General features: G+C 54.5%; 38 protein-coding genes and 1 pseudogene. 28 read left to right on the top strand and 11 right to left on the bottom strand.

The features are described from left to right. Positions 1-182: 182 nt before the first annotated feature. From SB719_RS01780 to SB719_RS01735, 10 genes are all read right to left on the bottom strand, one after another. Positions 183-632, bottom strand: a complete 450-nt coding sequence (locus tag SB719_RS01780) for a recombination protein NinB (protein ID WP_412158811.1) — start codon at positions 630-632, stop codon at positions 183-185. A 2-nt stretch (positions 633-634) separates the two neighbouring features. After that, a complete protein-coding gene (locus SB719_RS01775; protein WP_412158810.1) occupies positions 635-814 on the bottom strand; it encodes a hypothetical protein in 180 nt (59 codons plus the stop codon). Between the two features lie 7 nt (positions 815-821). Next, positions 822-1,085, bottom strand: a complete 264-nt coding sequence (locus tag SB719_RS01770) for a DUF3850 domain-containing protein (protein ID WP_412158809.1) — start codon at positions 1,083-1,085, stop codon at positions 822-824. Next, positions 1,082-1,351 (bottom strand): DUF551 domain-containing protein, encoded by a 270-nt coding sequence (locus SB719_RS01765; RefSeq protein ID WP_412158808.1) that lies wholly within the window; start codon positions 1,349-1,351, stop codon positions 1,082-1,084. Before SB719_RS01765 ends, SB719_RS01770 begins: the two co-directional genes overlap by 4 nt. Then, entirely contained in the window at positions 1,348-1,905 is a 558-nt protein-coding gene (locus SB719_RS01760; protein ID WP_412158807.1) for a hypothetical protein, read from the bottom strand. The genes SB719_RS01765 and SB719_RS01760 overlap by 4 nt, the downstream gene beginning before the upstream one ends. A gap of 2 nt (positions 1,906-1,907) precedes the next feature. Next, positions 1,908-3,254 carry a replicative DNA helicase gene (locus SB719_RS01755; RefSeq protein ID WP_412158806.1) on the bottom strand — a complete coding sequence of 449 codons (1,347 nt, stop codon included), beginning with the start codon at positions 3,252-3,254 and terminating at the stop codon, positions 1,908-1,910. Position 3,255: 1 nt separating this feature from the next. Continuing rightward, complete coding sequence (locus SB719_RS01750; protein ID WP_412158805.1) at positions 3,256-4,116, bottom strand: replication protein; 861 nt, start codon at positions 4,114-4,116, stop codon at positions 3,256-3,258. Next, a complete protein-coding gene (locus SB719_RS01745) occupies positions 4,109-4,255 on the bottom strand; it encodes a hypothetical protein (RefSeq protein ID WP_412158804.1) in 147 nt (48 codons plus the stop codon). Before SB719_RS01745 ends, SB719_RS01750 begins: the two co-directional genes overlap by 8 nt. Positions 4,256-4,292: 37 nt before the next feature. Beyond that, complete coding sequence (locus SB719_RS01740) at positions 4,293-4,574, bottom strand: CII family transcriptional regulator (RefSeq protein ID WP_412158803.1); 282 nt, start codon at positions 4,572-4,574, stop codon at positions 4,293-4,295. 120 nt (positions 4,575-4,694) lie between these two features. After that, a complete protein-coding gene (locus tag SB719_RS01735) occupies positions 4,695-4,928 on the bottom strand; it encodes a transcriptional regulator (protein WP_412158802.1) in 234 nt (77 codons plus the stop codon). A 55-nt stretch (positions 4,929-4,983) separates the two neighbouring features. Between SB719_RS01735 and SB719_RS01730 the strand changes: the two genes are divergently transcribed. The 17 genes and pseudogenes from SB719_RS01730 (at position 4,984) to SB719_RS01650 (ending at position 13,820) form a co-directional block, all read left to right on the top strand. After that, positions 4,984-5,784, top strand: coding sequence for a S24 family peptidase (locus tag SB719_RS01730; protein ID WP_412158801.1), 801 nt, complete (start codon positions 4,984-4,986; stop codon positions 5,782-5,784). A 328-nt stretch (positions 5,785-6,112) separates the two neighbouring features. Beyond that, on the top strand, positions 6,113-6,415 hold the full coding sequence (locus SB719_RS01725) for an antitermination protein N (protein WP_412158800.1): 303 nt from the start codon (positions 6,113-6,115) through the stop codon (positions 6,413-6,415). After that, positions 6,412-6,645, top strand: a complete 234-nt coding sequence (locus SB719_RS01720) for a Lar family restriction alleviation protein (RefSeq protein ID WP_412158799.1) — start codon at positions 6,412-6,414, stop codon at positions 6,643-6,645. Before SB719_RS01725 ends, SB719_RS01720 begins: the two co-directional genes overlap by 4 nt. Positions 6,646-7,057: 412 nt before the next feature. Then, positions 7,058-7,258, top strand: coding sequence for a hypothetical protein (locus tag SB719_RS01715; RefSeq protein ID WP_412158798.1), 201 nt, complete (start codon positions 7,058-7,060; stop codon positions 7,256-7,258). A gap of 18 nt (positions 7,259-7,276) precedes the next feature. Next, a complete protein-coding gene (locus SB719_RS01710; protein ID WP_412158797.1) occupies positions 7,277-7,498 on the top strand; it encodes a DUF551 domain-containing protein in 222 nt (73 codons plus the stop codon). Between the two features lie 153 nt (positions 7,499-7,651). Further along, a complete protein-coding gene (locus SB719_RS01705) occupies positions 7,652-7,789 on the top strand; it encodes a protease FtsH-inhibitory lysogeny factor CIII (RefSeq protein WP_412158796.1) in 138 nt (45 codons plus the stop codon). A gap of 107 nt (positions 7,790-7,896) precedes the next feature. Further along, the gene (locus SB719_RS01700; protein ID WP_412158795.1) at positions 7,897-8,076 is read left to right on the top strand and encodes a hypothetical protein; all 180 of its coding nucleotides are present in this window, start codon (positions 7,897-7,899) and stop codon (positions 8,074-8,076) included. A gap of 9 nt (positions 8,077-8,085) precedes the next feature. Continuing rightward, positions 8,086-8,766, top strand: a complete 681-nt coding sequence (locus SB719_RS01695; protein ID WP_412158794.1) for an AAA family ATPase — start codon at positions 8,086-8,088, stop codon at positions 8,764-8,766. Next, positions 8,763-9,353 (top strand): DUF669 domain-containing protein, encoded by a 591-nt coding sequence (locus SB719_RS01690; RefSeq protein ID WP_412158793.1) that lies wholly within the window; start codon positions 8,763-8,765, stop codon positions 9,351-9,353. Before SB719_RS01695 ends, SB719_RS01690 begins: the two co-directional genes overlap by 4 nt. A gap of 25 nt (positions 9,354-9,378) precedes the next feature. After that, the gene (locus SB719_RS01685) at positions 9,379-9,699 is read left to right on the top strand and encodes a hypothetical protein (RefSeq protein WP_412158792.1); all 321 of its coding nucleotides are present in this window, start codon (positions 9,379-9,381) and stop codon (positions 9,697-9,699) included. Between the two features lie 41 nt (positions 9,700-9,740). Next, positions 9,741-9,965 (top strand): annotated as a pseudogene (locus SB719_RS01680) (hypothetical protein); the annotation flags it as partial. Between the two features lie 374 nt (positions 9,966-10,339). Next, positions 10,340-11,089 carry a hypothetical protein gene (locus tag SB719_RS01675; RefSeq protein ID WP_412158791.1) on the top strand — a complete coding sequence of 250 codons (750 nt, stop codon included), beginning with the start codon at positions 10,340-10,342 and terminating at the stop codon, positions 11,087-11,089. After that, positions 11,064-11,249, top strand: coding sequence for a hypothetical protein (locus SB719_RS01670; RefSeq protein WP_412158790.1), 186 nt, complete (start codon positions 11,064-11,066; stop codon positions 11,247-11,249). The genes SB719_RS01675 and SB719_RS01670 overlap by 26 nt, the downstream gene beginning before the upstream one ends. A 159-nt stretch (positions 11,250-11,408) precedes the next feature. After that, on the top strand, positions 11,409-11,651 hold the full coding sequence (locus tag SB719_RS01665) for a DNA polymerase III subunit theta (RefSeq protein WP_412158789.1): 243 nt from the start codon (positions 11,409-11,411) through the stop codon (positions 11,649-11,651). Further along, the gene (locus tag SB719_RS01660) at positions 11,648-11,851 is read left to right on the top strand and encodes a hypothetical protein (RefSeq protein ID WP_412158788.1); all 204 of its coding nucleotides are present in this window, start codon (positions 11,648-11,650) and stop codon (positions 11,849-11,851) included. Before SB719_RS01665 ends, SB719_RS01660 begins: the two co-directional genes overlap by 4 nt. A 408-nt stretch (positions 11,852-12,259) precedes the next feature. After that, the gene (xisR, locus tag SB719_RS01655) at positions 12,260-12,508 is read left to right on the top strand and encodes an excisionase family protein (RefSeq protein ID WP_286876737.1); all 249 of its coding nucleotides are present in this window, start codon (positions 12,260-12,262) and stop codon (positions 12,506-12,508) included. A 31-nt stretch (positions 12,509-12,539) separates the two neighbouring features. Further along, positions 12,540-13,820 (top strand): Arm DNA-binding domain-containing protein, encoded by a 1,281-nt coding sequence (locus tag SB719_RS01650; protein ID WP_412158787.1) that lies wholly within the window; start codon positions 12,540-12,542, stop codon positions 13,818-13,820. Between the two features lie 31 nt (positions 13,821-13,851). Here the strand turns inward: SB719_RS01650 and fliE are convergent, their stop codons facing one another. Next, the gene (gene fliE, locus SB719_RS01645) at positions 13,852-14,163 is read right to left on the bottom strand and encodes a flagellar hook-basal body complex protein FliE (RefSeq protein ID WP_065649020.1); all 312 of its coding nucleotides are present in this window, start codon (positions 14,161-14,163) and stop codon (positions 13,852-13,854) included. Positions 14,164-14,501: 338 nt separating this feature from the next. On the opposite strand from fliE, the gene fliF reads away from it, so the two are divergent. From fliF to fliP, 11 genes are all read left to right on the top strand, one after another. Beyond that, complete coding sequence (fliF, locus tag SB719_RS01640) at positions 14,502-16,214, top strand: flagellar basal-body MS-ring/collar protein FliF (RefSeq protein WP_065649019.1); 1,713 nt, start codon at positions 14,502-14,504, stop codon at positions 16,212-16,214. Continuing rightward, entirely contained in the window at positions 16,211-17,203 is a 993-nt protein-coding gene (fliG, locus tag SB719_RS01635) for a flagellar motor switch protein FliG (protein WP_304236073.1), read from the top strand. Before fliF ends, fliG begins: the two co-directional genes overlap by 4 nt. Next, complete coding sequence (fliH, locus tag SB719_RS01630) at positions 17,196-17,906, top strand: flagellar assembly protein FliH (RefSeq protein ID WP_292970836.1); 711 nt, start codon at positions 17,196-17,198, stop codon at positions 17,904-17,906. The genes fliG and fliH overlap by 8 nt, the downstream gene beginning before the upstream one ends. After that, on the top strand, positions 17,906-19,261 hold the full coding sequence (gene fliI, locus SB719_RS01625) for a flagellar protein export ATPase FliI (RefSeq protein WP_314688120.1): 1,356 nt from the start codon (positions 17,906-17,908) through the stop codon (positions 19,259-19,261). The genes fliH and fliI overlap by 1 nt, the downstream gene beginning before the upstream one ends. A 25-nt stretch (positions 19,262-19,286) precedes the next feature. Beyond that, a complete protein-coding gene (gene fliJ, locus SB719_RS01620; protein WP_065649015.1) occupies positions 19,287-19,730 on the top strand; it encodes a flagellar export protein FliJ in 444 nt (147 codons plus the stop codon). Further along, positions 19,727-21,001: a flagellar hook-length control protein FliK gene (locus SB719_RS01615; protein WP_304236080.1), complete on the top strand. Its 1,275-nt coding sequence runs from the start codon at positions 19,727-19,729 to the stop codon at positions 20,999-21,001. Before fliJ ends, SB719_RS01615 begins: the two co-directional genes overlap by 4 nt. Positions 21,002-21,130: 129 nt before the next feature. Beyond that, on the top strand, positions 21,131-21,616 hold the full coding sequence (fliL, locus tag SB719_RS01610; RefSeq protein ID WP_065649013.1) for a flagellar basal body-associated protein FliL: 486 nt from the start codon (positions 21,131-21,133) through the stop codon (positions 21,614-21,616). A gap of 4 nt (positions 21,617-21,620) precedes the next feature. After that, positions 21,621-22,628, top strand: coding sequence for a flagellar motor switch protein FliM (gene fliM / locus SB719_RS01605; RefSeq protein WP_039385143.1), 1,008 nt, complete (start codon positions 21,621-21,623; stop codon positions 22,626-22,628). Then, on the top strand, positions 22,621-23,031 hold the full coding sequence (gene fliN, locus SB719_RS01600; protein WP_065649012.1) for a flagellar motor switch protein FliN: 411 nt from the start codon (positions 22,621-22,623) through the stop codon (positions 23,029-23,031). The genes fliM and fliN overlap by 8 nt, the downstream gene beginning before the upstream one ends. Before the next feature lie 2 nt (positions 23,032-23,033). Next, complete coding sequence (fliO, locus tag SB719_RS01595) at positions 23,034-23,426, top strand: flagellar biosynthetic protein FliO (protein WP_065649011.1); 393 nt, start codon at positions 23,034-23,036, stop codon at positions 23,424-23,426. Positions 23,427-23,428: 2 nt separating this feature from the next. After that, positions 23,429-24,163 carry a flagellar type III secretion system pore protein FliP gene (gene fliP, locus SB719_RS01590; RefSeq protein ID WP_039385989.1) on the top strand — a complete coding sequence of 245 codons (735 nt, stop codon included), beginning with the start codon at positions 23,429-23,431 and terminating at the stop codon, positions 24,161-24,163. Positions 24,164-24,178 lie beyond the last annotated feature (15 nt).

The raw sequence follows: 24,178 nt of genomic DNA, 5'->3' as shown, positions 1-24,178 counted from the left end.
CCATGATGATTTGCGTGGGGGACTTCCGTTGTCTGCTCATCGCGCCCTCTTCGCAAGGTTTTGGCACGTTCCGGTAGATAGTCCGGTTCTTGCGCTGATGATTGACCATGCCAGCCCCTGACTGCGGAGGTGTGCAATGCGGTTACAGAATTCCTGTGAGTGAGAAAAGTGTCTGCCATGTTTCATGATTGACTCCCGTACATTTGGGCCCATTCGATTTCACGCCGGGCTTCGTCGCTGAATTTCACGTTCTGCTCTGTGCCAAACCAGTAAATCGCCTCGATGACCTCGACCATTTCTCTCACCCGCATCTTGCTGGTCCGGGAACCGAACATGACGACGCCGCCGCCGATACCGGGTGCGGTGCGCTGCTGTTCGTTTTTGGATTTCGCAACGAGTGCGGTGATAAGGTCTTTCCAGTCTTCCGGGCTGTACTTCTGTCCGTACCATTCAACCTGGCGGGACAGGTCGTGCAAAAGCGGCCACATACGGCGGTTTTGGTCCGTACTGCGCTTGCGCTCCTGAATGACTATTTCGACTGGTTTGTTGCTATCGGTGGGGAGTTGCTGGATGGCGGTGATGCAGTTCTGTCTGATGCTGTTGTCTCTCAGTAGATAACGTTGCGTTTCCACTGTTACCTCCCTTCAAGTGTCTCCACGTAGTCATAGAGGTTGTCTGCTGCTGCACTGAGAAGCAGATCGATTGATTGCTTATTGTGGCCACCCTCGCGGATCATCTTCAGTGCGGTGAGGATGGCTGAGCGGGAGTCTTTAACAGGCTGATGCTTTGGTCTGAGGGGGATTACGTTGTTCATGATTACCTCACCACATAAGATCTTCGTGTGCTGGGCCCACATCTTCCATGCTTAGCAGCACATACCCTGGTAGATAGGTGCTCACATCGGCAACGTGTGATACCTGCCGAATGGCAAAGCGCCCGGTAAAGTTATCTCCATCCCATTCGCATAGGTTGAGAATATCGCCCTGCTTGTAGGCTCGGTCGTTTTTGCGTAGCTCTGCACGTTTAATGCCAGCATCGACTGGGGAAAAGTGTTCAGGAAGTATCTTAATGTGATGCTCTGTCATACGTCCTCCGGTGGTAATGGGAGTGGTTGCCAGTGTGTTACGTTTGCCATCAGCGAGTCACTGCTCTCATCTGGAGAATGTCCGCTGTCATTCCCATAGCGAAGACTCTCTAAAAAGCCAAAATTCTTGATTCCTTTATGCCATGAAAAGCCGTAATAGGCAGGAATGACACCAATCTCGCAATTAACTAAAACGGGAAGCGGTGTTCTCCAGGAGTTCTCTGCAATTTCAGGCATCCGGTCGCTGCACTTAATCCACTCGCTCATCCTTCCCTCCCATCATTCTCAATCACCCGATAGGCGATGATGTCTTTACTTCCACCGGAGTGCGTCCAATCCCATAGTGAGCGACCGCCACTTTGTGCCCTCTCTCTAAATCTAACCTCGATACCGCATTCCTGTAGTACCGGACACTCGCCCCCGCCCCACTCAATCCAGCCATCCTCAGCCTTCTCCTGCTGCTCCAGTTCCAATCCTGCCATTGCCAGAAGCTCTCGCCCATCCTGCACCCACTGGCCTGATACTCCTGCGAATCGGTAGGTCACCACATCACAAACAGCATCAGGATTGTGCCGATAAAGCCGGAGAAGGTAGTCAGCCACATCACCAACAGGTCGCTTGATGTCTGGCACCTTGCCGGGTTTTCGCATCACGATGAAAACGTCACCGTCGCCTTCAGGCTGCTCCAGCACTGGCAGCGCAATCTCAAGGGCTTGCAGGTACTTCTCTTCCCTCAGGCTCAGGCCTACGTGCGGGTTAGCCTGATGCTCGCGTAGATGACCGATATCCATGCGTGCAATTTCAGCTGTTAGTTTCTGCATGTTTAGCCCCCATAGCGCCAGTCATTGGCCGGCTGCTCTTTGGTTTTGTTGTCGGAATACTGCTGTGCGGCAGCAGCCTGATCGATATTGACGAAGTGGCCATTCTTCCAGCTCATGTAGAACGTCTTTGGCTGGCCAGAGCGGTATTTGCCGATGATGATTTCTGCCAGGCCTTTCATGTCGCTGTTCTCGTTGTAAATCTCATCGCGGTACGGGAACACGATAACGTCAGCGTCTTTCTCGATTGAGCTGGAGCCCGCCAGGTCGCCCATGTTCGGGCGCTTATCGGCGCGGCCGTCAACGTTACGATTGAGCTGGGCCAGCAGAATCACCGGTACCTTGTTGCGCAGGCAGAACTGCTTCAGCTTTCGGGTTATCTCAGCGATGGCCAGGTCAGCGCGTTCGGCTTTAGGCATTGGCAGCAGGCCGAGGTAGTCGATGGCCAGAAAGCTCAGGCCGCCGTCCAGGTTCATGCGCTCGGCCTGAGCGATGATTTCGTCAATCGTGAACGAGCCAACCAGTACGAAGTTATTTTCATCCAGCAGCGTGCCTGTGGCCGTTGTAAGCCGCGTGTAATCCTCCTGAGACATACCAAGCGGGTTGCGCAGCGAGCCAATCGATATGCCGCCACGGTCAGCGATGTGACGTTCCACAACCTGCGTTTCTGACATCTCCATCGAGATAAGCAGACCAGTTCCCTTCTGCCGGCCGATTGAGTTGGCGATGTTGATGGCCAGCTCTGTCTTACCCATCCCGGGACGGCCGGCAATGACAATCAGGTCTGTCCGGTCAAAGCCGCCATACTCAGCATCCAGTGCCTCGATGCCGGTCTGCAGGTACAGGCCAGAGTCGGTGCCCTTCATGCGCTCTTCCAGAACGTCGAAGTAATCGGGGATCATGTCACCAATGCGTCGCGGCAGTTTGTCGTTGGTTTCAAACTGCAGCTTTGCCAGCAGGCCGGTTGCGGTAGCGATGCTCTCGTTGATGTTCTGCGTGTTGGCGCTGGCCAGCAGCTGTGCCGCCTTGTTCAGCTCCTCGACGCCTTTACGAAGCATCCAGCACTGCCGGACCCGCTTAGCCCACGCCTTGATGTTTGCTGCAGAGCTGCACTGCCGGGAGATTGTCAGCACGTAGTCTCGGCTTTCCTCCGGGATGCCATCGCGTACTGTGAACGGGTCGATGGGCTCGGCCTTGTCCAGCAGTGTGACGATGGCCTGATACATGCTGCGCAGGTGGTGATTCGCGAAAGACTCAACCGGGAGTTTGCTGGCGATGTCGCGGCAGTCAACGTGATCGCCTTTGATGAGCATCGAACCAATCAGCTGCTGCTCGAAGTCTAAGCTGTCCATGTCATTCCTCCTGGCTGATGATTTTGTCGATGCGCTCCTGGCGCAGAGCTGTTTCTATGCCGTACTTCTTTCCGGAAGGATTATCACCGCACGCATAAGCAGTCGGCGTATAGCCGTACTCGATATAACCGTTGATGAACCGGTCAATCTGCTGTGCAGGGCGCCCGGTTTCTTTGCAGTGCTTCAGGTGGGAGTCATACAGCCGCTTGATGCCCTTCTCAGTGGTTGCGCTGATGCTGACCATTTTCGGCAGGCCGTATGTTTCGGCTTTGCGGTTCCATGTGTCTTTCAGCTGGTCACGGTCGAAGTGGTATTTGCTGACTGTCTGACGCTTTTGCTTTTCAGCAGGCATCGACTCATCCCCGGCAGGGGATATAGGGGTTATTTCTTTTTTATTTTGAATAATATCTTTTGTGTGTTCCGTTTTGGTAACACCCTGAGTTACCGCTTTGGGAACATTTTCTGTTACCGATTTGGTAACAATGTTATCTATCTGGGAACAGGTAGGGATTTCCCATTCTGATATGTTTTTGTTTGGTCCGATTTTGCTACCCTCTTTCAGCAAAACCTTCATAGCTATCAGTTCATTTTTAGCAATGTTTGCCTTGGGTCTGCTGATGCGGCATAGCTCAGCTAACTGACTGTCAGCAATGCGATCCATCTTCTTTTTGAAGCCATATGTCTTGCGACAGACAGCGTGCGCCACCTTGGCCTGATTGCGCGTCAGATTAGCCCCGATCAGTTCCTCGTAAAGCTTCATTGCCAACATGATGAACCCGTCATCAGTATCGGCCACACGCTGCTCCACAACCTTGAGATCAGGTTTTATCGGTTGAACGTTGTCATATGCGAGATTAATCATTGCCTGACTCCTTGGCTTTCTTTGCCTCTTCCAGACAGCGACGTAAACCACTTGCCGCAAGTCTCTGGAAGCTGTTGCAAAAGTTATCCCTGGCCTGCTCTTTCAGGCGTTTAAAACTTGGTTGCTCATCGGGCTTCATGTATAATTCCCCTATTGAAATTGCTCAGATTTCGATATCAGGCCTCAAACGTTCCAGCGTTTGGGGCCTTTTCTTTTCCGCTAATCGCCTCAATGGTTTCCTGCACTAAACGTCCCATCGGGCTTACTTCCCATGCCATTCTTGCCGTGCAAATGACGGCAGCTATAAAGCGCCAGTCGGCACGACTAATCTTCGACTCATGGCAACCAACACCTTTAGCGAACTCTCGCCCGGTCATCTGTGAAACTGCGAGAAGGAGATCTGTCTGCGTTCTGTTGATATCGTTCTCGGTTGGTTTGCTGTAGTTTGCTGAACTCATGTTGGATAATTCTCTTGTTGAATAAGTAATTGCGCGACGGCCGGATGGCTGTCACGTATGAATCGTTAATTTGATTACTGCCCTTTTTCAGGGCGGGAATGTTTAAGAGCGGGATACTGCTTAAGCTGCTTTGGTTTTTAACTCAGCGAAAACCAGTTTTTCTTTTGATACTGACTTAATGCGCTTAAAGAACTTGGTGCCTTTCTCGATACTTTCAGCCATCTGGGGAGATGCGCGGCGATATCCATATGCAATCTGGTCTAGATAGCCAACGGATGTCTTTGCTAGCTGAGCGAGATGAGACCAGTCTTCTTTAGTCGCTTCCTGCCGCCAGCGGAGAAGGTCATTAATCATCTGCAAACCCTTTTTTGTTGAAGATTAATCAAAGTTTATCTCAATGATAAATACTGTGCAAGCTGATTTATCATTTTGCATATTTATCATTTTGCTAAGTAATGAGATCATTGCAGGCATGGAAACTAAAGACATCCGGCGGCAGAACCTGCGCGCCCTCATAAACGAGCACACCCTCAATAACTTATCCAGGGCTGCTTTTGCAGAGAAGGTTGGGATAACTGCCAGCCAGCTCAGTCAGGTCGCATCGCCAAAGTTTGTACGCAACATTGGTGATGTGCTGGCTCGCCGTGTAGAGAGCGCCTTTGGATTACCTGCAGGATGGATGGATAACATCCACACAGATGCTGATTCCAAACCAGGCAAAACTGAGTCTGCTAACAATTACAACTTGCAAAATCTTTCAGGAAACTATACTGATCATACATACAGGTTAGAACAACTTGATGTGGAGATCAGTTGTGGTGGAGGAAGGATGAACAGTGACTATCCAGAAGTAATTCAGTCAATTGAGATTGACCCTGAATATGCGAAACGCATGTTTGGCGGCAGGCCTGCGTCCTCTTTAAAGATAACGACCGCTGTAGGCGATAGCATGAAGGGGTCTGTGGAGCCTGGGGAATTAGTGGTTCTGGATGTCACAGTCGGACGCTTTGTCAGTGATGGCATATATGCGTTCACATATGGAGATACCGTCCACATAAAGCGCCTGCAGAGACTGAAGGACAGGCTTATTGTCATAAGTGATAACCAAACTTATGAAAAATGGGAGATCAGCTCTGACGATGAATCGCAGCTCCATATACAGGGGTTTGTGGTCGGCAAATGGGAGATGAACTACACCCGCCTTGGGTAAGCCCTTCCCCGTCAAATGCTAAATAAACCAGCCTTGAGCTGGTTTTTTTACGTCTCAAGAAAATTTGCTAAATTTATTTATCCTTTAACAACATATATTTATCCAAAAACCGCCCTCCAATGATAAATTATTTATCATCCTGCTATTTACCAATGTTTATCTTTGAGATAAATTAAATCCCATCAGCAGGACGCTGAAGCAATACAGGGACACGGAAATGATTCCCGCCGCTCCTTAACATCAGGCGCTGAAAAAGCGCAAACATTCAAAGCAGAAAGCTTTGGTGAGCGACAGCGCTCAGCCAAAGCTAACTGACAGGAGAATGACCATGAACGCACAAGAACGCCGCCGTGCTGCCCGCGCTGAGAAGCAATCAGCATGGAAAGATGCCAACCCCCTGTTGGTTGGCGTAACTGCTAAGCCAGCTTACCGGCCGATTCTGACACTGAATCGCAAGCCTACTGACCGGGTAGTTAAAGCAGTCGATACCGAGACGGAGTATCACAAGCAGATTCTGGCCGGCGCTGCGAAATATATCGGCAACGATGTTGATTCAGCGATGTGCTTACCACAGGTAGCCATCTTCAGTGCTGGCTATCGCAAATCTAAAGACAACGTAACGGCGAGGTGATCGTGTCAGCGACTTTAATTACTGAGCATGGCATCTCGCCATGTCCATTCTGCGGAGCAAGGGCTCAGCTGAAACGCTGGGTAATGACTCCGGCAGGAAGCACTGCTTCAGATAGCAGTTATGGCGTTCAGTGCGCGGGATGCACCGCAAAGATTTACATGCTGGATACGCCTGAGTTGGCACTGAGTAAATGGAACAGCCGATCAGCGGCGGCAGGTGAGCGTGGGTGAAGATGAGTTTGAGGAACATCCTGATGACGACATGAGTCAGTATCAGGATTATCCATTTGATTACGACTATTGAGGCTGCCTAACCCGCAGTCTTTTTTAATCACAGCGTGTACGCAGCAGACATTTAAGAGGTGAGTATGGGTAATTTAGCAGCTTCAGTGCGGATTCTGGATAAGCAGAATCGCGTGGGTTTTGCAAAAAACATGGTGCTTAACCATTGGGATAGCCTCTCTGTTAAGCAGGTCAATTTCTTCAGCAGATACATCCGGATGTTCGATAAATAACCCGCCATCGAGCGGGTATTTTTTTACCTTAACAAAGGCCAATACCATGGTGAGCGACGTTGATTACTACTGCGGTTGGTTAGTGTTTATCGTGCTGATGGTGCTGGGGTTTATAGCAGGAGGTTGAGATGGAATCCAAAGGCTTGCCGTGGAGTCAGGCGCTGCTGGCAATGGAGCAAGGTAAGCGTGTACGAAATGAATACTTCACCCGAGAAGAATACTTCGAGATGCGTCAAGGAAGAATCTATGCCGAAGACGGCTGCTCAATGCGCGGATGGTACCGCGGTGAGGATTGGCAGAAAACAGGATGGTCGATTGTGGGCCAGTAACCACTACAGGAGAGAGGAATGGAGTGGATTAAGTGCAGTGATCAGCTGCCAGAAGCATGTCAGCAGGTTCTAGTTAATGACTTGAATGGCGAAGGTGTGCTCATCGCTTGGCGCTCTTTATGGCGCGGCTCTGGTGGTATACCTACAGGCGAATGGGCTTGGTCGTTTCAGGTTGCTGGCATTGAACATGAGGACGTAAATATCAAAGAGTGGTGCGCATATTCTGAACCAACCGAGTGACACCGCAATGCCGTTATGTGTGACGGCATGACGATGCATTCTGCATCACCGCTTGAAAGGTTACGAATAATCAGAACGTTTCACCCTTACGGGAGCCGCAATGGCTCCCTTTCTTTTTGACACCAGTAAATAACCACTATCAGGAGTAACCCCATGCCTACTTATGCAATGGCAGGGGCGGCATCGGGCTGCCCCTTTATCACAGAATCACAGTTAGAACGTATCACCCGCCGCATGCGTGCTGCAGCCCGCAGCCTGTTAAACGCCATGAGCCAGAGAGGCACCAAATGAAATCACGCTACTTCACGAAAGCACAGGAGCTTTCCAGAGAGGCCCATCTATACAGCGACAAAGCGAAGTGGGCTATGGCAATGCGGTTACTGCGGAGGGCGCTTTAAATGAATCAGATGACGCCAGAAATTGAAAAAGAAGTTAGCCAGTTATCGCGACTGTCACACGTAGCAAGTGCCCTGATGTATCGCAAGAAAGGTGACCGTGTGCGGATGAACCAGGAGCGGCTGCTGGCTAAGTGCGAGAAGCTGAAGCAGATGTATTTTATCGGGCCCTGCCCGTTCTGAGAGGTAATTATGGGCACAGCAACACTAATTCTCGGCGAGTCAGGAACCGGAAAATCTACCAGCCTGCGAAACCTTAATCCTGAAGATGTGATTCTGGTTAAGCCGGTAGGTAAGCCGCTGCCATTCAAGTCACGAGACTGGAAGCCGTGGGACGCAAAGAGCAAGCAGGGTGTAGTGGTTAGCAGTGACCGGTGGGATGTCATTGTTAAAGTCATCCAGGGCGCTACAGGCTACGGCAAGCGCGTCGTAATCATTGATGACTTCCAGTACGTGATGAGTAACGAGTTCATGCGCCGCTCAGAGGAGAAGTCGTTCGATAAGTTTACCGAAATAGGCCGGCACGCATGGGAGGTCATCAAAGCCGCGCAGGATGCCCCTGATGACCTTCGCGTCTACTTCCTTGCGCACACTGAAGAAACAGCAATGGGCCGCACCAAGATGAAGACGATCGGAAAGATGCTCGACGAAAAGATAACTGTCGAAGGAATGTTTACCATCGTTCTGCGCACCCTCACCCGCGATGAGCAGTTCTTCTTCACTACCAAGAACAACGGCGCTGACACCGTCAAGTCGCCGATGGGCATGTTTGAAACCAATGAAATCGATAATGACCTGGCATTCGTGGATGCGACTATCTGCGAGTACTGGGGGCTATCAAACGTTCACAACCTCAAGGAAAACGCCGCATGAGCAATGTTATTTTCACCTATAACCAGGAAGCAGCACTGACCGCCGGACAGGGCGGCTTTATCAATGAGTCTGGTGCTTACGTCATCACCATTACTGAGGCGGCCCTGACCACTTCTTCCGGCGGCGCAAAAGCTATTGAGTTTTCAGGCGAGGCTGACGACGGGCGTAAGGTGCAGTATCTGAGCGTTTATGTCAGCAAAAAGGACGGCACCGACAACACCTTTGGCGTCAACATGATCCACGCCATCATGGGCTGCACAGGCGTAGCCCAGCTGACCAATCACATGAAGGCCGCCGGCCAGTACGTTGCTCCTGAGTTTGCTGGCAAGAAGGTAGGCCTCGTGCTGCAGAAGGTGCTGCGCAGTAAGAACGACGGCTCCGATACTTACGGGCTTGAAATCAGGATGCCGTTCATTGCTCAGACACATCAGACCCTGCTTGAGAAATCAGAAGGGAAATCGCCTGAAGCTGTAGAACGAATGGTCGCAGGCCTGAAAGACAAAGACGAGCGCAGGAAAGGCTCAGCCGGCGGCAGCGCATCCTATAACGATTACCCGCTGCACGACGAAGGTTACACCCCATTCTGATTTAACCCACCAATAAGGCCGCCTTATGAACCCATCACCGGTATATCCGGCGCATTCGTCACGCCTGAACGGAGTTGACGAAGAGATTAAGCGTCGCAAACAGGAAGTGCTGAATGGCGTTCTGGCGGCCTTAGCAGCACAGGAAGCAGGTAACGACCATCCGCAGCTGCTGACACGTCAGCGCAGAGAGGATGCTTACCTGGCTGAGCTGATACGCAGAGAGCATGAGGAGATGGCTAAGCACCCTCCTCTGCCACAAATCATCGTCACCCAACCTGTTCTAGAGGTCTGGGGCGACTTCAGAGACACCCGACGCGGCCGGTATGGCGCAACACTGATGGAGTGATGCTGGCCTGTACCCGGCTGGCATTGCATGAGGGGAAAGAGATGGCACGATTAGAACTTGGCTTTTCACCATTTAGCAAAACTATCCAACTCGCGAAGATGAAAGACCTCGGCAACGGCGTCCGCCAGCGTGTTGGTAATGACCGCGGCCGTGACGTGACCAATGAAGCTGCGCAGATGGTTTGGCAGTTAGTTATGTCCGAGGGTGGCCGCGTTGAATGGAGCCTAGATGATGGTAGCAAAATGGTGCTGGAAGCCAACAAGCAGTTACCCAAACATAGCGCCTCCCGGCTCCGCGCCGAAACCGACACCACTCCTTCCCAATATGAATCACTGGCAGGTGGCAAATGAGCGCAACACTTAAACCTTGTCCGTTTTGCGGATCGAAAAAGCCTTATTTAACCAGTGAGCCAGATCACCCAGAGTACGGCAGCGGCGGGCGATATTACTTTGTCGTGTGCCCGGACTGCAGATGTCGCTCAGGCAGCAAATATGCTCACGAAACTTGCCCTCTTTTTTATTCTGAGGTTCGTCAGGAATGGAATCAACGCCCAGCACAGGAAGGTGACCAATGAGCACTCGCGGCAAGATGTGGGCTGTTATGTGGGTAGCGTGCACAATCATCTGGACGGGGGTGGCTTATGCAATTTGACATCAAACCGAAAGAGCGCCCGATCCTCTTAAATGCCGAAATGGTTCGAGCAGTGCTGGACGGCAGAAAGACGCAGACGCGCCGGATCATGAAAGTGCAGCCGTCCGCCGATTTCTGTCCGATGAATATGGAGCTGGAAACGGACTTTACCGCTCGGTGGTATACGCCCGGTGTGGTCGATAAAGACGGTTACTTACAGCCAGCTAAGAAGCAGGTTTTTGGTGTTGCCAGCGAGGATGAGGGCTACACCTGCCCTTTCGGTGCAGTAGGCGATCGACTATGGGTACGTGAGAAGACCCGCGTCGATTTACTTCTGCAAAATCACCGTGCTCATGTTCGTTATGAGGCTGATGGCGAGTATCGGATAGTTTCTGTACCTGAGCGCATTAAGCCTATGGTTGAGGGCAGTTGCATGTCAAACGGCTGCTATCGCGAGGCTTCCCGCATAACGCTGGAGATTACCGGCGTTCGTGTGGAGCGATTGAGCAGTATCAGTGAAGAGGACTCAGCTTCCGAAGGTGTTGGCTCTGCAGTTTGGTTTGCCGCTAAAGGCGTGCCGGAAGAAAAGTGGACGTCGCTGGGTGAGCATGGGGCGTATCGAGCATCACATATCAACAGCTTCGCCAGTTTGTGGGAATCCATCTACGGCGCTGACAGCTGGCAGGCTAACCCGTGGGTGTGGGTAATTGAGTTTAAGCGCGTGGAGGATGAGCATGCCTATTCACCCGATGCCGGTTGAGCTGAAAGAGCCGCTGATTCGCTTCCTGTCTGACCGGGAGGCACGTATTGAATTCTCGCTGGAGATGTACTCGCGACTACACGACCTGGGTGAAGCTGTTGCGCTGGCAGTGCTGACAAAGGAACCGGAGGCAGCATGCTCATCGGCTTCGTCATCGTAATAGTCTCTGCCCTTCCCGCTCCGGTGTCTGAGCGTATATATCCAACCATTGAAGCCTGCGAGCAGATAAGGGCGCGTCTACATGAGCGCCGGCCACTGGTGCAATTAGAATGCGCCGAGGTGCGCCGGTAGCGATATACTCCAGTCAGGAGGAATCGCTATGTCACACAATCTCGCAGCACGCAGTAAAGAAGAGCGCGATAAGGTTAATGTCGATCTGGCTGCATCAGGCGTCGCCTACAAAGAGCGCATGAACATGCCGGTTATCGCTATGGAAGTGGAGCTGCAGCAGCCGGAGAGCCAGCGGGAGTATTTCCGCGAGCGCCTGCAGCATTACAGGAACGCCGCCCTGCAGTTCCCGCGCGGCACTGACCCGATTTATCAGAAGGAGGAGAAGCTATGAGTCTTCATTCGAATCGTGATGGCATTGAAGAAGGTGAGCGTGAGCACAGGAGGAAGATTGATGAGCTCATGGAAGAAGAACGGAATCTACTTGAGCATGCTGAAAACGGAACCTTTGACCCGAGCGACCAGAGAAGGCTGGATGACATTCAGACCGAAATTAACCGGCGAAATTACGAAATAGGCCGCATGAAATCATAACAACCTGCTCCGGCAGGTTTTTTTACGCCCAAATTCTGGAGAATAACTATGTGCGACATTGCAGATGATGCGTCAGACCTTGAAATTCTGAATACAGAAATCGCCCTTGCTAACCGGCCTCGCCCGGAACCGCGGTCATCCATTTGCCTTAACGGCGACTGTGGTGAACCTTCCCGCGATGGATGCAGTTACTGCAGCTGCGAGTGCAGAGAAGATCATGAAAAGGTTATCTGGGCAGAGAAGAACCGGAGGACGGCATAGACGGCCGGCAGACACCGCATGATCACCCCACTCCACCTCATCATCACCATCGTAGCAATCATCATAATCAAAACCATCTTCAGCTACCTGTGATGCGGCACGATCGGCGCCCGTCTCAGTAGCGCTTATGCGTATTTCGGAGGTTTTATGGAAAACGTAATTCAGCTGATGCCGAGTAAATGGGTGTCAGAATCTGTTCTTCAAACAATTACCGGACTGAAGGGCAACACTATAAAAAAGGCACGTACTGAATGCTGGATGGAGGGAAGAGAGTACAAGCACGTTTCGGCCGATGGCATCCCCTTCGATAACAGCCAGTGCTTCTATGACTGGAAGCTTGTTGAGAAATGGATAGACAGCCTGCCGGCAGCGATTCCCCGGCGCAAATCTGCTTAAATGCAGATCCCTTTCAACAGGAGAATGGAAAATGGCTGGATATCCAACAGGTGTTGCCCCGAACAAGAACCATCTTCGCATCTGGTTCATGTTTGAAGGGCAAAGACGGTGGGAGGCGCTCGGGGTACCTGACACGCCGAAAAACAGGAAAATGGCTGGCGAGCTGCGTAGCAATATTGTGTACCGGATAAAGACAGGGACGTTTGATTACCGCAGTCAGTTCCCCGACTCGCCATCATTTAAAAATGAACCGGAATCTTCAAAACCAGTTGCCATACGTGATGTCGCGGATTTATGGCTAAAACTCAAAAAGCCTGACTGGGCAAACAGTTCGTATGTGACAACAGAGCGACGGGTTCGCGTCACGCTCGACAACATTGGCAACAGCAGGGACATAAAGTCGATCATGCAGAAGGACCTGCTTAACCTGCGTATCGAGCTGCTAAACGGGAGCTATTTCACTGGCAGAGGAATGAATATACAGAAGAAAGGAAGAACGGCCGCTACTGTGAACTCCAGCATGTCCGATCTGAAAGCCATCTTCGCCTTTGCACACGGCAACGGATATATAGAGGCAAACCCAATGACGGGTATTAAGCCTCTTAAAAAATCCAATAAGCGTCCAGACCCAATTACCCGTGATGAGTTTCCGCGCCTCATAGCGGGATGCCGTACTCGCCAGACCGCCAACATGTGGTCACTGGCGATTATGACAGGGCTGCGTCACGGGGAGATATGTGCGCTTGCATGGGAAGATATAGATCTCGAGGCGAAAACAATCACAGTGTCACGCAATCTGACTCCACAGGGTATTTTTACTCCACCGAAAACTGAAGCGGGCAACAGGGTCATCAGCATGATTGATGCAGCAGTAGAGGTTCTCCGGGACCAGCGCCAGCTGACAAGAATGTATCCCCAGATATCATTCACCTTTCACACCAGAGAGTACGGGGAACGGATAGAGGATCAGAAGACATTCGTATTTAACGCCAGCATTGACTCTGTTAACGGGCGAGCAGGCAGCTACTACTCTGCTGAGTCGCTGGGTCAGATATGGAACGGTGCACTTAAGCGTGCAGGCCTTCGCCACCGTAAAGCATATCAGTCCAGGCATACCTTCGCATGCTGGGCATTGTCTGCAGGCGCAAACCCGAATTACGTCGCCGCGCAAATGGGCCATTCAGATGCGCAGATGGTCTACCGGGTTTATGGCACCTGGATGTCAGAGAACAATACGGATCAGCTATCCATCATCAACACGAAAATGAACGATCTTGTGCTACATACGTGCTCCGCTAAGGCTGCAATGTAGTATTTATTTTTTTATTCAGCTACTTACAAAGCTAAACCTGCATATTCATAATATCGCTGTACGCACTCACCAGCTTGTTGCGCACCTGAATCCCCATCTGCATAGAGATAGAGGACTTCTGCAGATCAACCATGACGTCGTTAAGCTGCACGCCAGGCTTACCGAGCTCAAAATCCTGCGCCTGCGTGCGGGCGGTGGTCTGGGTTTCACTGATCTTGTCCAGCGCCGCTTTCATCGTGGCACCAAAATCGAGCTGGCCGGAGGAGTGAGTTTCCTTGCCGGCCGCCTGCAGTGAGGTCATCTGCAGCTGCTGCAGCACGCCATCTATTGCCTGAATTGACATCTTTATACCTCGCAGAAAAAGGGAGTGAATTTTTTACGCCTGCAAAGTTAGCACAGTGTCAATAGGACAAAGGCGCTAAATAGCCCCTAAAACCCCGGCTTATTCAGCCATCGAAGTCATGCGATTCATCAATAATGCCTGCCATAAGATTGGAATTTCATTTTTACCCTAAAGTTTTTGCGGCGCGGTCCGAAAGGAAACGCCCGTGCGGGGAGCTCACTTCGTCAGCTACCGCCGGCACTCTAATGGCCAGCAGCGCAATTACCGGGTAGACGTATCAGGGAGTCTGTTTTGTTACCACAACTTACCCGGTCAATTATGTCAGGCAGGAATCGGTCATGAATGCGAGTGCAGCCGCTACACAGGATACAGCAAAGAAAGGCATAACAGACCTTTTCGCCCGCCTGCGCGCTAATCCGCGAATTCCCCTCATCATCGCTGCGGCCGCAGCCATTGCGGTTGTGCTGGCGCTGGTGCTCTGGGCCAAAGCGCCCGATTACCGCGTGCTCTATAACAACCTCTCTGATGAAGATGGCGGCGCCATTGTCACCCAGCTGACGCAGATGAACATCCCCTATCAGTTCGCTGAAAACGGCGGTGCCCTGATGGTGCCGGCCGATAAAGTGCATGAACTGCGCCTGCGCCTCGCGCAGCAGGGCCTGCCGAAAGGCGGCTCGGTAGGCTTTGAGCTGATGGATAAAGAGAAGTTCGGTATCAGCCAGTTCAGCGAGCAGATCAACTACCAGCGTGCGCTGGAGGGTGAACTGGCACGCACGATTGAAACGCTGGGTCCGGTCAAGGCCGTACGCGTGCACCTGGCGATGCCGAAACCTACCCTTTTCGTTCGCGAACAGAAAGCGCCGTCGGCTTCAGTGACGCTGACGCTGCAGCCTGGCCGGGCACTGGATGAAGGGCAGATCCAGGCCATCCAGCATATGGTCTCCAGCAGCGTGGCGGGCCTGCCGCCGGGCAACGTCACCGTGGTCGATCAGACCGGCCGCCTGCTGACCCGCTCCGACAGTGAAGGACGCGATCTCAACGACGCCCAGCTGAAATATGCCGCTGAAGTTGAAGCGCGTTATCAGCAGCGTATTGAAGCGATACTGAACCCGATTGTTGGCCAGGGCAACGTACACGCGCAGGTCACCGCTCAGATTAACTTCGACCGCAGTGAACAGACGGATGAGAAGTATCAGCCAAACGCCAATCCAGCCAACTCCGCGGTGCGTTCGCGTCAGACCAGCACCAGCGATCAGAACGGCAGCGCTTATCCGGGTGGCGTACCTGGCGCCCTCTCTAATCAGCCTGCGCCTGCTAACAATGCACCGGTGACAAATCCGGCGCAGCAGAACGCGGCTAATGGCCAGAACAATGCGGCGCAGAATGCCGGTACCACCACCAGCACCGCCAGCCAGAGCAGCGGCCCGAGCAGCTCCAGCCGTAATGATACGGTGAACTATGAGCTCGACCGCTCAATCCGCCACACCAAACTCAACGTTGGCGATGTGCAGCGTCTGTCAGTCGCCGTGGTCGTGAACTACCGCGATGACGGTAAAGGCAAAGCGGTCGCGCTGAACGATCAGCAGATCAAACAGATTGAAGATTTAACCCGCGAAGCGATGGGCTATTCGCAGACGCGCGGCGACAGCATCAATGTGGTGAACTCGGTATTCAATACCACCGAGCCTGCAGGTGGCGATCTGCCGTTCTGGCAGCAGCAATCGTTCTTCGATCAGCTGATGAATGCCGGCCGCTGGCTGCTGGTGGCGCTGGTTGCGTTCATCCTCTACCGCAAACTGGTGCGTCCGCAGCTGATGCGCAAACGCGAAGCGGAACAGGCCGCTGCTGAAGCCGTGGCTGCCCGCGCCGCTGCGCAGGAAGAAGAAGCTGCTTATAGCGTGCAGATTAATAAAGATGAGCTGGACCAGGAGCGTAAATCTTCTAACCGCATGAGCGCCGAAGTGATGAGCCAGCGCATCCGCGATATGTCTGAAAACGATCCGCGCGTCGTGGCGCTGGTTATCCGTGAATGGATGAGTAACGAACTATGAGTCTGACCGGTACAGAAAAAAGCGCCATCCTGATGATGACCATCGGCGAAGAGCGCGCAGCTGAAGTGTTTAAACACCTGAACCAGCGTGAAGTGCAGCATCTCAGCGCGGCGATGGCCAGCATGAAGCAGATATCGCACAAGCAGCTGACAGAAGTCCTGCGTGAGTTCGAGACCGATGCTGAGCAGTTTGCGGCGCTGAGCCTGAACTCCAACGACTACCTGCGCTCGGTACTGATCAAGGCGCTGGGCGAGGAGCGCGCCTCCAGCCTGCTGGAAGATATCCTGGAGACGCGCGAAACCACCAGCGGTATGGAAACGCTCAACTTTATGGAGCCGCAGGCGGCTGCCGATCTTATCCGCGACGAACATCCGCAGATCATCGCCACCATCCTGGTGCACCTGAAACGTGGTCAGGCGGCCGATATTCTGGCGCTGTTTGACGAACGCCTGCGTCACGATGTGATGCTGCGTATCGCCACCTTCGGCGGCGTTCAGCCAGCGGCGCTGGCGGAGCTGACTGAAGTCCTGAACAGCCTGCTGGATGGCACCAACCTCAAGCGTGCGAAGATGGGCGGCGTGAGAACCGCGGCCGAAATTATCAACCTGATGAAAACGCAGCAGGAAGAGGCGGTCATCGAAGCGGTACGCGATTTCGACGGCGAACTGGCACAGAAAATCATCGACGAGATGTTCCTGTTCGAAAACCTGGTGGAAGTGGACGATCGCAGCATCCAGCGTCTGCTGCAGGAAGTGGAGTCCGAGCAGCTGCTGATTGCGCTGAAAGGTTCCGAGCAGCCGCTGCGCGAGAAGTTCCTCAAGAACATGTCTGCGCGTGCAGCCGACATCCTGCGCGACGACCTGGCCAACCGCGGTCCGGTGCGTATGTCTGCAGTAGAGAACGAACAAAAAGCGATTCTGCTGGTGGTGCGCCGTCTGGCAGAAGCGGGCGAAATGGTGATTGGTGGCAGCGAGGAAACCTATGTCTGATGCATTTTCTGCCCGTCCGTGGCAGCGCTGGCTGCCTGACGATCTGGCAGCGCCACTGAGCACCGCGCCTGACCTGCCGCCTGCGGGGCATGATGCTGACGCTGATGTCATGACGTTCAGCGAAGAGGATGAGCAGCAACAGCAGCTGGAGCGGATGCAGCAGCAGATGCGTAAAGATGCGCAGACGCAGGGCTACAGCGAAGGCTACCAGAAAGGATTTGCGGAAGCGCAGCAGAATGGCTACGACGCCGGCTTTCAGCAGGGTCTGGCCGACGCACAGCAGCAGCAGGCGCCGCTGCAGGCGCGCATGCAGCAGCTGGTGACTGAGTTCCACCATACGCTGGAAGCGCTGGACAGCGTCATCGCCTCGCGGCTGATGCAGCTGGCGCTGGAGGCCGCCCGTACCGTTATCGGTCAGGCGACGCAGGTGGATGGCAGCGCCCTGCTGCGGCAAATCCAGCAGCTGATCCAGCAGGAACCGATGTTCAGCGGCAAACCGCAGCTGCGCGTGCATCCGGACGACCTGCAGCGCGTGGAGCAGACGCTTGGCCCCACGCTTGATCTGCACGGCTGGCGGCTGCTGGCGGACAGTACGCTGCACCCCGGCGGCTGCAAGCTCAGCGCTGAAGATGGCGATCTTGACGCCAGCGTGGCAACCCGCTGGCAGGAGCTGTGCCGTCTGGCAGCGCCGGGAGCACTCTGATGACGTCTCGTCTGTCGCGCTGGCTTGGCGCACTCGACTCCTTTGAACAGCGTATCAGCCAGGTGCAGACCGTGCGACGCTATGGGCGCCTGACGCGCGCCACCGGGCTGGTGCTGGAAGCGACCGGGCTGCAGCTGCCGCTGGGCGCAACCTGCATTATTGAACGCCATGACAACGGCCACATCACCGAAGTAGAGAGTGAAGTGGTGGGCTTTAACGGGCAGAAGCTGTTTCTGATGCCGCTGGAAGAAGTTGACGGTATTTTGCCCGGCGCCCGCGTCTATGCGCGCATGAACGGCGAGCACAGCGGCAAACAGCTGCTGCTGGGACCGGAACTGCTGGGACGGGTGCTGGATGGCAGCGGCAAGCCGCTTGATGGCCTGCCTGCGCCTGAAACCGGTTATCGCGCACCCCTGATCACCCCGCACTTTAACCCGCTGCAGCGCACGCCGATCCATGACGTGCTTGATACTGGCGTGCGGGCCATTAACGCCCTGCTGACGGTGGGACGCGGCCAGCGCATGGGACTGTTTGCCGGTTCCGGCGTGGGTAAATCGGTGCTGCTGGGCATGATGGCGCGCTATACCAAAGCCGACGTAATTGTGGTTGGCCTGATTGGCGAACGCGGCCGTGAAGTCAAAGAGTTCATCGAAAATATTCTGGGTGCCGAAGGCCGCGCCCGCTCGGTGGTGATCGCCGCGCCGGCCGATGTCTCCCCGCTGCTGCGCATGCAGGGCGCCGCCTACGCCACGCGCATTGCGGAAGATTTTCGCGATCGCGGCCAGCACGTACTGCTGATCATGGACTCGCTGACCCGCTACGCGATGGCGCAGCGTGAAATTGCGCTGGCAATTGGTGAGCCGCCGGCAACTAAAGGCTATCCCCCTTCCGTATTCGCCAAGCTGCCGGCGCTGGTAGAACGGGCCGGGAACGGCATCGACGGCGGCGGGTCAATCACGGCGTTTTATACCGTACTGACCGAGGGTGACGATCAGCAGGATCCTATCGCTGACTCCGCGCGCGCCATTCTGGACGGGCATATTGTTCTGTCGCGCCGGCTGGCGGAAGCGGGTCACTACCCGGCTATTGATATCGAAGCGTCGATCAGTCGCGTAATGACCTCGCTGATTGATGAAACACATTACGCCCGCGTGCGGCAGTTTAAGCAGCTGCTGTCCAGCTATCAGCGTAACCGCGATCTGGTCAGCGTTGGCGCCTACGCCGCCGGCAGCGATCCGATGCTGGACCGGGCAATTACGCTCTATCCGCAGATGGAAGCATTTCTGCATCAGGGGATTTTTGAGCGCAGTGAATATGATGACGCCTGCCTGCACCTGCAGACGCTGTTTGGTTAACGCTGTTATCAGACGAGGCTGACCCATGAAAACCGCCAGTGCAATTGACACCCTGCGCGACCTTGCCGAACAGGATCTGGACGATGCTGTCGTCCATCTTGGCAACATGCGGCGCGGCCAGCAGCAGGCTAATGAACAGCTCAGCATGCTGCTGGACTATCTGGATGAGTATCGCAACAAGCTCAATCAGGATATGTCCGGCGGTATTACCAGCATGCGCTGGAGCAACTACCACCAGTTTATTCAGACGCTGGAAAAAGCGATTGACCAGCATCGCCAGCAGCTCAGCCAGTGGGATCAGCGCACTGAACAGGCGCTGGGCAGCTGGCGGGAAAAACATAAAAAACTCAATGCCTATCAGATGCTGATCACCCGCGCTGAAGAGAGTGCATTGCGTCAGGAAAACCGTCTCGATCAGAAACGGATGGATGAATTTGCCCAACGGGCCGCACTGAGGAAAAGCGAATGACTACGCTGCAAGCCCTGCTTACGCATACTGCAAAAGTCGCTAAAACAGCTGTCGCAACGGATGCGGCACCAGAGAACACGGCAACGGGTGACAGTCTGCCGTCCCATTTTATCACCGAGCTGGGTAATCAGCTGCTGGCGCTGGCGAAACAGCAGGGAAAACTGCAGCCGGGTGAGACCCGCGGCGCTGAAGAGGCTGCCGGTAAAGATGATAAAACATCACTGAGTACGCTGCTGCAGGCACTGGACAAACCAGATGCCTTAAATGCACTTTTCCAGCCGGCGGGATCTAAAGCCGGGCTTAAATCCGCCGATGATAGTGATGAGCCTGCCGTTACTCCGTTAAGTGCCAGCGACTTACAGAACGTGCAGGCGCTGTTTGCCATGCTGCCGGCGATGGTGGAAAACCGTCCGCCGCTGGCCTCCGGTGCTCAGCCGCCGGTAGCCGCTAACGCCACCGCAGGTACGCCGCTTAACGCGGCGCTGACAGGGGCGCTGCTGACGGGCACCGCGCAGGCAACTGAGCAGGCAGACGCGGCGGTACCCCACACCGGCAGTCAGGATGCGCCAGCGCTTACCGCGCGCGCTGACGCCCTGGCCGCCAGCAGTCACAGCAGCACCGCGCCCGCCGGTAGTGGGGCACTGACGCTGGATGAGAGTTTCCGGCAGATGCTGGGGGGGCTCAGTAAAAGCGATGAGCGGCACGCGCTGTCAGCCGGACAGGAGCAGCCAGCCGCGCATCTCAGCACCCTGTTCAGCAGCAGCGCACCGGTTAATACCGCCAGCGCCAGCCTGCAGGGCACGCCGTCAACGCCGATGCTGAATGCACAGCTTGGCAGTCAGGAGTGGCAGCAGGCGCTGGGTCAGCAGATTGTGATGTTCAGCCGCAACGGGCAGCAGAATGCTGAACTGCGGCTGCATCCGGAAGATTTAGGCGCGCTGCAGATCAGCCTGACAATGGATAAGGACCAGGCGCAGCTTACGCTGGTTTCAGGTCACAGCCATGTCAGAGCGGCGCTGGAAGCCGCCCTGCCTCAGCTGCGCAGTGCACTGGCGGAGAGCGGCATTAACCTGGGCCAGAGTCAGGTCAGCAGCGACGCGTTTGCCCAGAGCCAGCAGCAGCACGCCGGACAGCAGGAGAATCAGCGCGACGGCCAGTATGGCCGCTTTACTCAGGCGCTGGAGAGTGACAGTGAGATAACACCTGTAGCCGTTCCGGCGACCCTGCAGGCGCGCGCTGCCGGCAGCGGTGGCGTTGATATTTTTGCCTGACAGCGGCTAAACGCTGAAGGTAAGCGTAAAACTCGCGTCTTTTCTTCCCATTGTTTGACTTAAGACGCGGGATAATCTGTTCAGGTAAGCCGAGAGGCTTGCCCATAATTCACAGGAAGTACTGCAAACATGTCTGATAACGCGAAAGCAAAAGGCCGCAAACGTTCATTACTGATTCCGGTGTTACTGATTTTAACACTGGCCGCTTGCAGCGTAGCAGGCTATGCAGTCTGGCGAATGATGAATAAACACGAGGGTGACAAACCGGAGGCCGCGAAAGTTGAGCCACCGCCCGCCCCCGTCTTTTTTGCAATGGATACGTTTACGGTTAACCTGGTCAATCCTGACAACGATCCCGATCGCGTGCTGTACGTAGGCTTTACGCTGCGTCTGCCGGATGAGGATACCCGTCGCCGGTTGAACGATTACCTGCCGGAAGTGCGCAGCCGTCTGCTGCTGCTGCTGTCGCGTCAGAACGCGGCGCAGCTGGCAACCGAACAGGGCAAACAGGCTCTGGTTGAGCAGATAAAACAGGTGATGGCGCCGCCGCTGGTAACCGGACAACCTGCACAGGCCGTCAGTGATGTGCTGTTTACCGCCTTCATTTTGAGGTGATTTAATGGGCGATAGCATTCTCTCCCAGGCTGAAATTGACGCGCTGCTTAACGGCGACAGTGACAGCGCGGAAGTAGAGAAAATTTCCACCGGGAGCGATGGCGACATTCGCCCTTACGATCCCAACACCCAGCGTCGCGTGGTACGCGAGCGGCTGCAGGCGCTGGAGATCATTAATGAACGTTTTGCGCGCCATTTTCGTATGGCGCTGTTTAACCTGCTGCGCCGCAGTCCGGATATCAGCGTAGGGGCGATAAAAATTCAGCCCTACCATGAGTTTGCCCGCAACCTGCCGGTGCCAACCAACCTGAACCTGATCCATCTGCAGCCGCTGCGCGGCACGGCACTGGTCGTGTTCTCACCAAGCCTGGTTTTTATCGCCGTCGATAACCTGTTTGGTGGTGACGGTCGCTTTCCGACCAAAGTAGAGGGACGTGAGTTTACCCATACTGAACAGCGCGTGATCCGCCGCATGCTGAAGCTGGCGCTGGATGGCTACAGCGACGCGTGGAAAGCGATCTACCCGCTGGAAGTGGAGTATGTCCGTTCAGAGATGCAGGTGAAATTCACCAACATCACCACCTCACCTAACGATATTGTGGTCAACACGCCTTTTCAGGTGGAGATTGGCAACCTGGTGGGTGAGTTTAACATCTGTATTCCGTTTTCCATGATTGAGCCGCTGCGCGAGCTGCTGGTCAATCCACCGCTGGAGAACTCCCGTCAGGAAGATACCCACTGGCGCGATAATCTGGTGAAGCAGGTGCAGCACTCTGAGCTGGAGCTGATTGCACATTTTGCCGAAACCTCAATGCGCCTGTCGCGCATTTTGCAGCTTAAACCCGGCGATGTGCTGCCGATTGAGAAGCCGGATCGCATTATTGCCCATGTGGATGGCGTTCCGGTGCTGACCAGCCAGTACGGCATGCTGAATGGCCAGTACGCGCTGCGCGTTGAACATCTGATAAACCCGATTTTGAATTCGCTGAATGAGGAACAGCCCAATGAGTGACAGCAAAAACCCGTCCGACGATATCTCCGCGGACGATCTGTGGGCTGAAGCAATGAACGAGCAGACCGGCAGCGGCAGCGCACCGGCCGCCAGTGAAAATGTTTTTAAGGCGTTTGAGAGCGCCGGCGCCAGCGGTGCCATGCAGGATATCGATCTGATCATGGATATCCCGGTCAAACTTACCGTTGAACTGGGACGTACCAAGATGACGATCAAAGAGCTGCTGCGTCTGACGCAGGGTTCTGTGGTGTCACTGGATGGCCTCGCCGGTGAACCGCTGGATATTCTGATCAACGGCTATCTGATTGCACAAGGTGAAGTCGTGGTCGTGAATGATAAATATGGTGTACGCATCACCGATATCATTACGCCTTCTGAACGCATGCGTCGTCTGAGCCGCTGATGATGCAAAACAGCGCACAGACCCTGCAGCCGGCGCACACACAGCCGGTGGTCTCTACCGGCTCCGTGGTGGGCCAGGTCGGTACGATGCTGGCAGTTATCGTTCTGCTGATTCTGGCCTGCGGCTGGCTGGCAAAACGCATGGGTTTTGCGCCAAAAACGGTGAATGCGCAGGCGCTGAAAGTCAGCGCCAGCGTACAGGTCGGGCGTCAGGAGCGGGTGGTGATCGTTGAAACCGCCGATGCGCGTCTGGTGCTGGGTGTGACAGCGCAGCAGATCACCCATCTGCACTCGCTGCCGCCGTTACCGCCTGAAGAGCACCCACAGGCTCAGCCTGTACCGCAGGATTTTCGTCAGATCCTCCACAACCTGGTTAAACGTCCCGGAAAACCTTAATGATGCGTCGATTACTCTCTCTGCTGCCGCTGCTGATGCTGCTGGCACCGGCTGCGCACGCGCAGTTGCCTGGTCTGGTCAGCCAGCCGCTGGCTAATGGCGGGCAGAGCTGGTCACTGCCGGTACAGACGCTGGTGTTTATCACCTCGCTGACCTTTATCCCGGCCGTACTGCTGATGATGACCAGTTTTACGCGCATCATTATCGTGTTTGGCCTGCTGCGTAACGCGCTGGGTACGCCGTCGGCGCCGCCTAATCAGGTGATGCTCGGCCTGGCGCTGTTCCTGACCTTTTTCATCATGGCGCCCACGTTCGACAAAATTTATGCTGATGCCTACCTGCCCTTCAGTCAGGACAAAATCAGCATGGAGGTGGCGCTGGATAAAGGTGCCCAGCCGCTGCGCGAGTTCATGCTGCGCCAGACGCGCGAAGCCGATCTTGCCCTGTTTGCCCGCCTGGCCAATACCGCGCCCATTGATGGCCCGGAAGCGGTGCCGATGCGTATCCTGCTGCCCGCGTACGTCACCAGCGAGCTGAAAACCGCATTTCAGATTGGCTTCACGGTCTTTATCCCTTTTCTGATTATCGATCTGGTGGTCGCCAGCGTACTGATGGCATTAGGTATGATGATGGTCCCGCCGGCGACAATTGCGCTGCCGTTTAAGCTGATGCTGTTTGTGCTGGTTGACGGCTGGCAGCTGCTGGTGGGATCGCTGGCCCAGAGCTTTTATTCCTGACCCTTCAACAATCTT

It is taken from the genome of Pantoea sp. SIMBA_079 (genome assembly GCF_046940275.1).
Taxonomy (GTDB): Bacteria; Pseudomonadota; Gammaproteobacteria; order Enterobacterales; family Enterobacteriaceae; genus Pantoea; species Pantoea borealis.
Note: the sequence above shows the minus strand (reverse complement) of the source record. Positions and strands in the feature narration are given on the sequence as shown.

Bases quoted from the DNA above. Each gene is read 5' to 3' on its own strand.
- SB719_RS01775 (WP_412158810.1), bottom strand. From the start codon at position 814: ATGAACAACGTAATCCCCCTCAGACCAAAGCATCAGCCTGTTAAAGAC.
- SB719_RS01770 (WP_412158809.1), bottom strand. From the start codon at position 1,085: ATGACAGAGCATCACATTAAGATACTTCCTGAACACTTTTCCCCAGTC.
- SB719_RS01765 (WP_412158808.1), bottom strand. From the start codon at position 1,351: ATGAGCGAGTGGATTAAGTGCAGCGACCGGATGCCTGAAATTGCAGAG.
- SB719_RS01760 (WP_412158807.1), bottom strand. From the start codon at position 1,905: ATGCAGAAACTAACAGCTGAAATTGCACGCATGGATATCGGTCATCTA.
- SB719_RS01755 (WP_412158806.1), bottom strand. From the start codon at position 3,254: ATGGACAGCTTAGACTTCGAGCAGCAGCTGATTGGTTCGATGCTCATC.
- SB719_RS01750 (WP_412158805.1), bottom strand. From the start codon at position 4,116: ATGATTAATCTCGCATATGACAACGTTCAACCGATAAAACCTGATCTC.
- SB719_RS01745 (WP_412158804.1), bottom strand. From the start codon at position 4,255: ATGAAGCCCGATGAGCAACCAAGTTTTAAACGCCTGAAAGAGCAGGCC.
- SB719_RS01740 (WP_412158803.1), bottom strand. From the start codon at position 4,574: ATGAGTTCAGCAAACTACAGCAAACCAACCGAGAACGATATCAACAGA.
- SB719_RS01735 (WP_412158802.1), bottom strand. From the start codon at position 4,928: ATGATTAATGACCTTCTCCGCTGGCGGCAGGAAGCGACTAAAGAAGAC.
- SB719_RS01725 (WP_412158800.1), top strand. From the start codon at position 6,113: ATGAACGCACAAGAACGCCGCCGTGCTGCCCGCGCTGAGAAGCAATCA.
- SB719_RS01715 (WP_412158798.1), top strand. From the start codon at position 7,058: ATGGAATCCAAAGGCTTGCCGTGGAGTCAGGCGCTGCTGGCAATGGAG.
- SB719_RS01710 (WP_412158797.1), top strand. From the start codon at position 7,277: ATGGAGTGGATTAAGTGCAGTGATCAGCTGCCAGAAGCATGTCAGCAG.
- SB719_RS01705 (WP_412158796.1), top strand. From the start codon at position 7,652: ATGCCTACTTATGCAATGGCAGGGGCGGCATCGGGCTGCCCCTTTATC.
- SB719_RS01700 (WP_412158795.1), top strand. From the start codon at position 7,897: ATGAATCAGATGACGCCAGAAATTGAAAAAGAAGTTAGCCAGTTATCG.
- SB719_RS01695 (WP_412158794.1), top strand. From the start codon at position 8,086: ATGGGCACAGCAACACTAATTCTCGGCGAGTCAGGAACCGGAAAATCT.
- SB719_RS01690 (WP_412158793.1), top strand. From the start codon at position 8,763: ATGAGCAATGTTATTTTCACCTATAACCAGGAAGCAGCACTGACCGCC.
- SB719_RS01685 (WP_412158792.1), top strand. From the start codon at position 9,379: ATGAACCCATCACCGGTATATCCGGCGCATTCGTCACGCCTGAACGGA.
- SB719_RS01675 (WP_412158791.1), top strand. From the start codon at position 10,340: ATGCAATTTGACATCAAACCGAAAGAGCGCCCGATCCTCTTAAATGCC.
- SB719_RS01670 (WP_412158790.1), top strand. From the start codon at position 11,064: ATGCCTATTCACCCGATGCCGGTTGAGCTGAAAGAGCCGCTGATTCGC.
- SB719_RS01665 (WP_412158789.1), top strand. From the start codon at position 11,409: ATGTCACACAATCTCGCAGCACGCAGTAAAGAAGAGCGCGATAAGGTT.
- SB719_RS01660 (WP_412158788.1), top strand. From the start codon at position 11,648: ATGAGTCTTCATTCGAATCGTGATGGCATTGAAGAAGGTGAGCGTGAG.
- xisR (WP_286876737.1), top strand. From the start codon at position 12,260: ATGGAAAACGTAATTCAGCTGATGCCGAGTAAATGGGTGTCAGAATCT.
- SB719_RS01650 (WP_412158787.1), top strand. From the start codon at position 12,540: ATGGCTGGATATCCAACAGGTGTTGCCCCGAACAAGAACCATCTTCGC.
- fliE (WP_065649020.1), bottom strand. From the start codon at position 14,163: ATGTCAATTCAGGCAATAGATGGCGTGCTGCAGCAGCTGCAGATGACC.
- fliF (WP_065649019.1), top strand. From the start codon at position 14,502: ATGAATGCGAGTGCAGCCGCTACACAGGATACAGCAAAGAAAGGCATA.
- fliG (WP_304236073.1), top strand. From the start codon at position 16,211: ATGAGTCTGACCGGTACAGAAAAAAGCGCCATCCTGATGATGACCATC.
- fliH (WP_292970836.1), top strand. From the start codon at position 17,196: ATGTCTGATGCATTTTCTGCCCGTCCGTGGCAGCGCTGGCTGCCTGAC.
- fliI (WP_314688120.1), top strand. From the start codon at position 17,906: ATGACGTCTCGTCTGTCGCGCTGGCTTGGCGCACTCGACTCCTTTGAA.
- fliJ (WP_065649015.1), top strand. From the start codon at position 19,287: ATGAAAACCGCCAGTGCAATTGACACCCTGCGCGACCTTGCCGAACAG.
- SB719_RS01615 (WP_304236080.1), top strand. From the start codon at position 19,727: ATGACTACGCTGCAAGCCCTGCTTACGCATACTGCAAAAGTCGCTAAA.
- fliL (WP_065649013.1), top strand. From the start codon at position 21,131: ATGTCTGATAACGCGAAAGCAAAAGGCCGCAAACGTTCATTACTGATT.
- fliM (WP_039385143.1), top strand. From the start codon at position 21,621: ATGGGCGATAGCATTCTCTCCCAGGCTGAAATTGACGCGCTGCTTAAC.
- fliN (WP_065649012.1), top strand. From the start codon at position 22,621: ATGAGTGACAGCAAAAACCCGTCCGACGATATCTCCGCGGACGATCTG.
- fliO (WP_065649011.1), top strand. From the start codon at position 23,034: ATGCAAAACAGCGCACAGACCCTGCAGCCGGCGCACACACAGCCGGTG.
- fliP (WP_039385989.1), top strand. From the start codon at position 23,429: ATGCGTCGATTACTCTCTCTGCTGCCGCTGCTGATGCTGCTGGCACCG.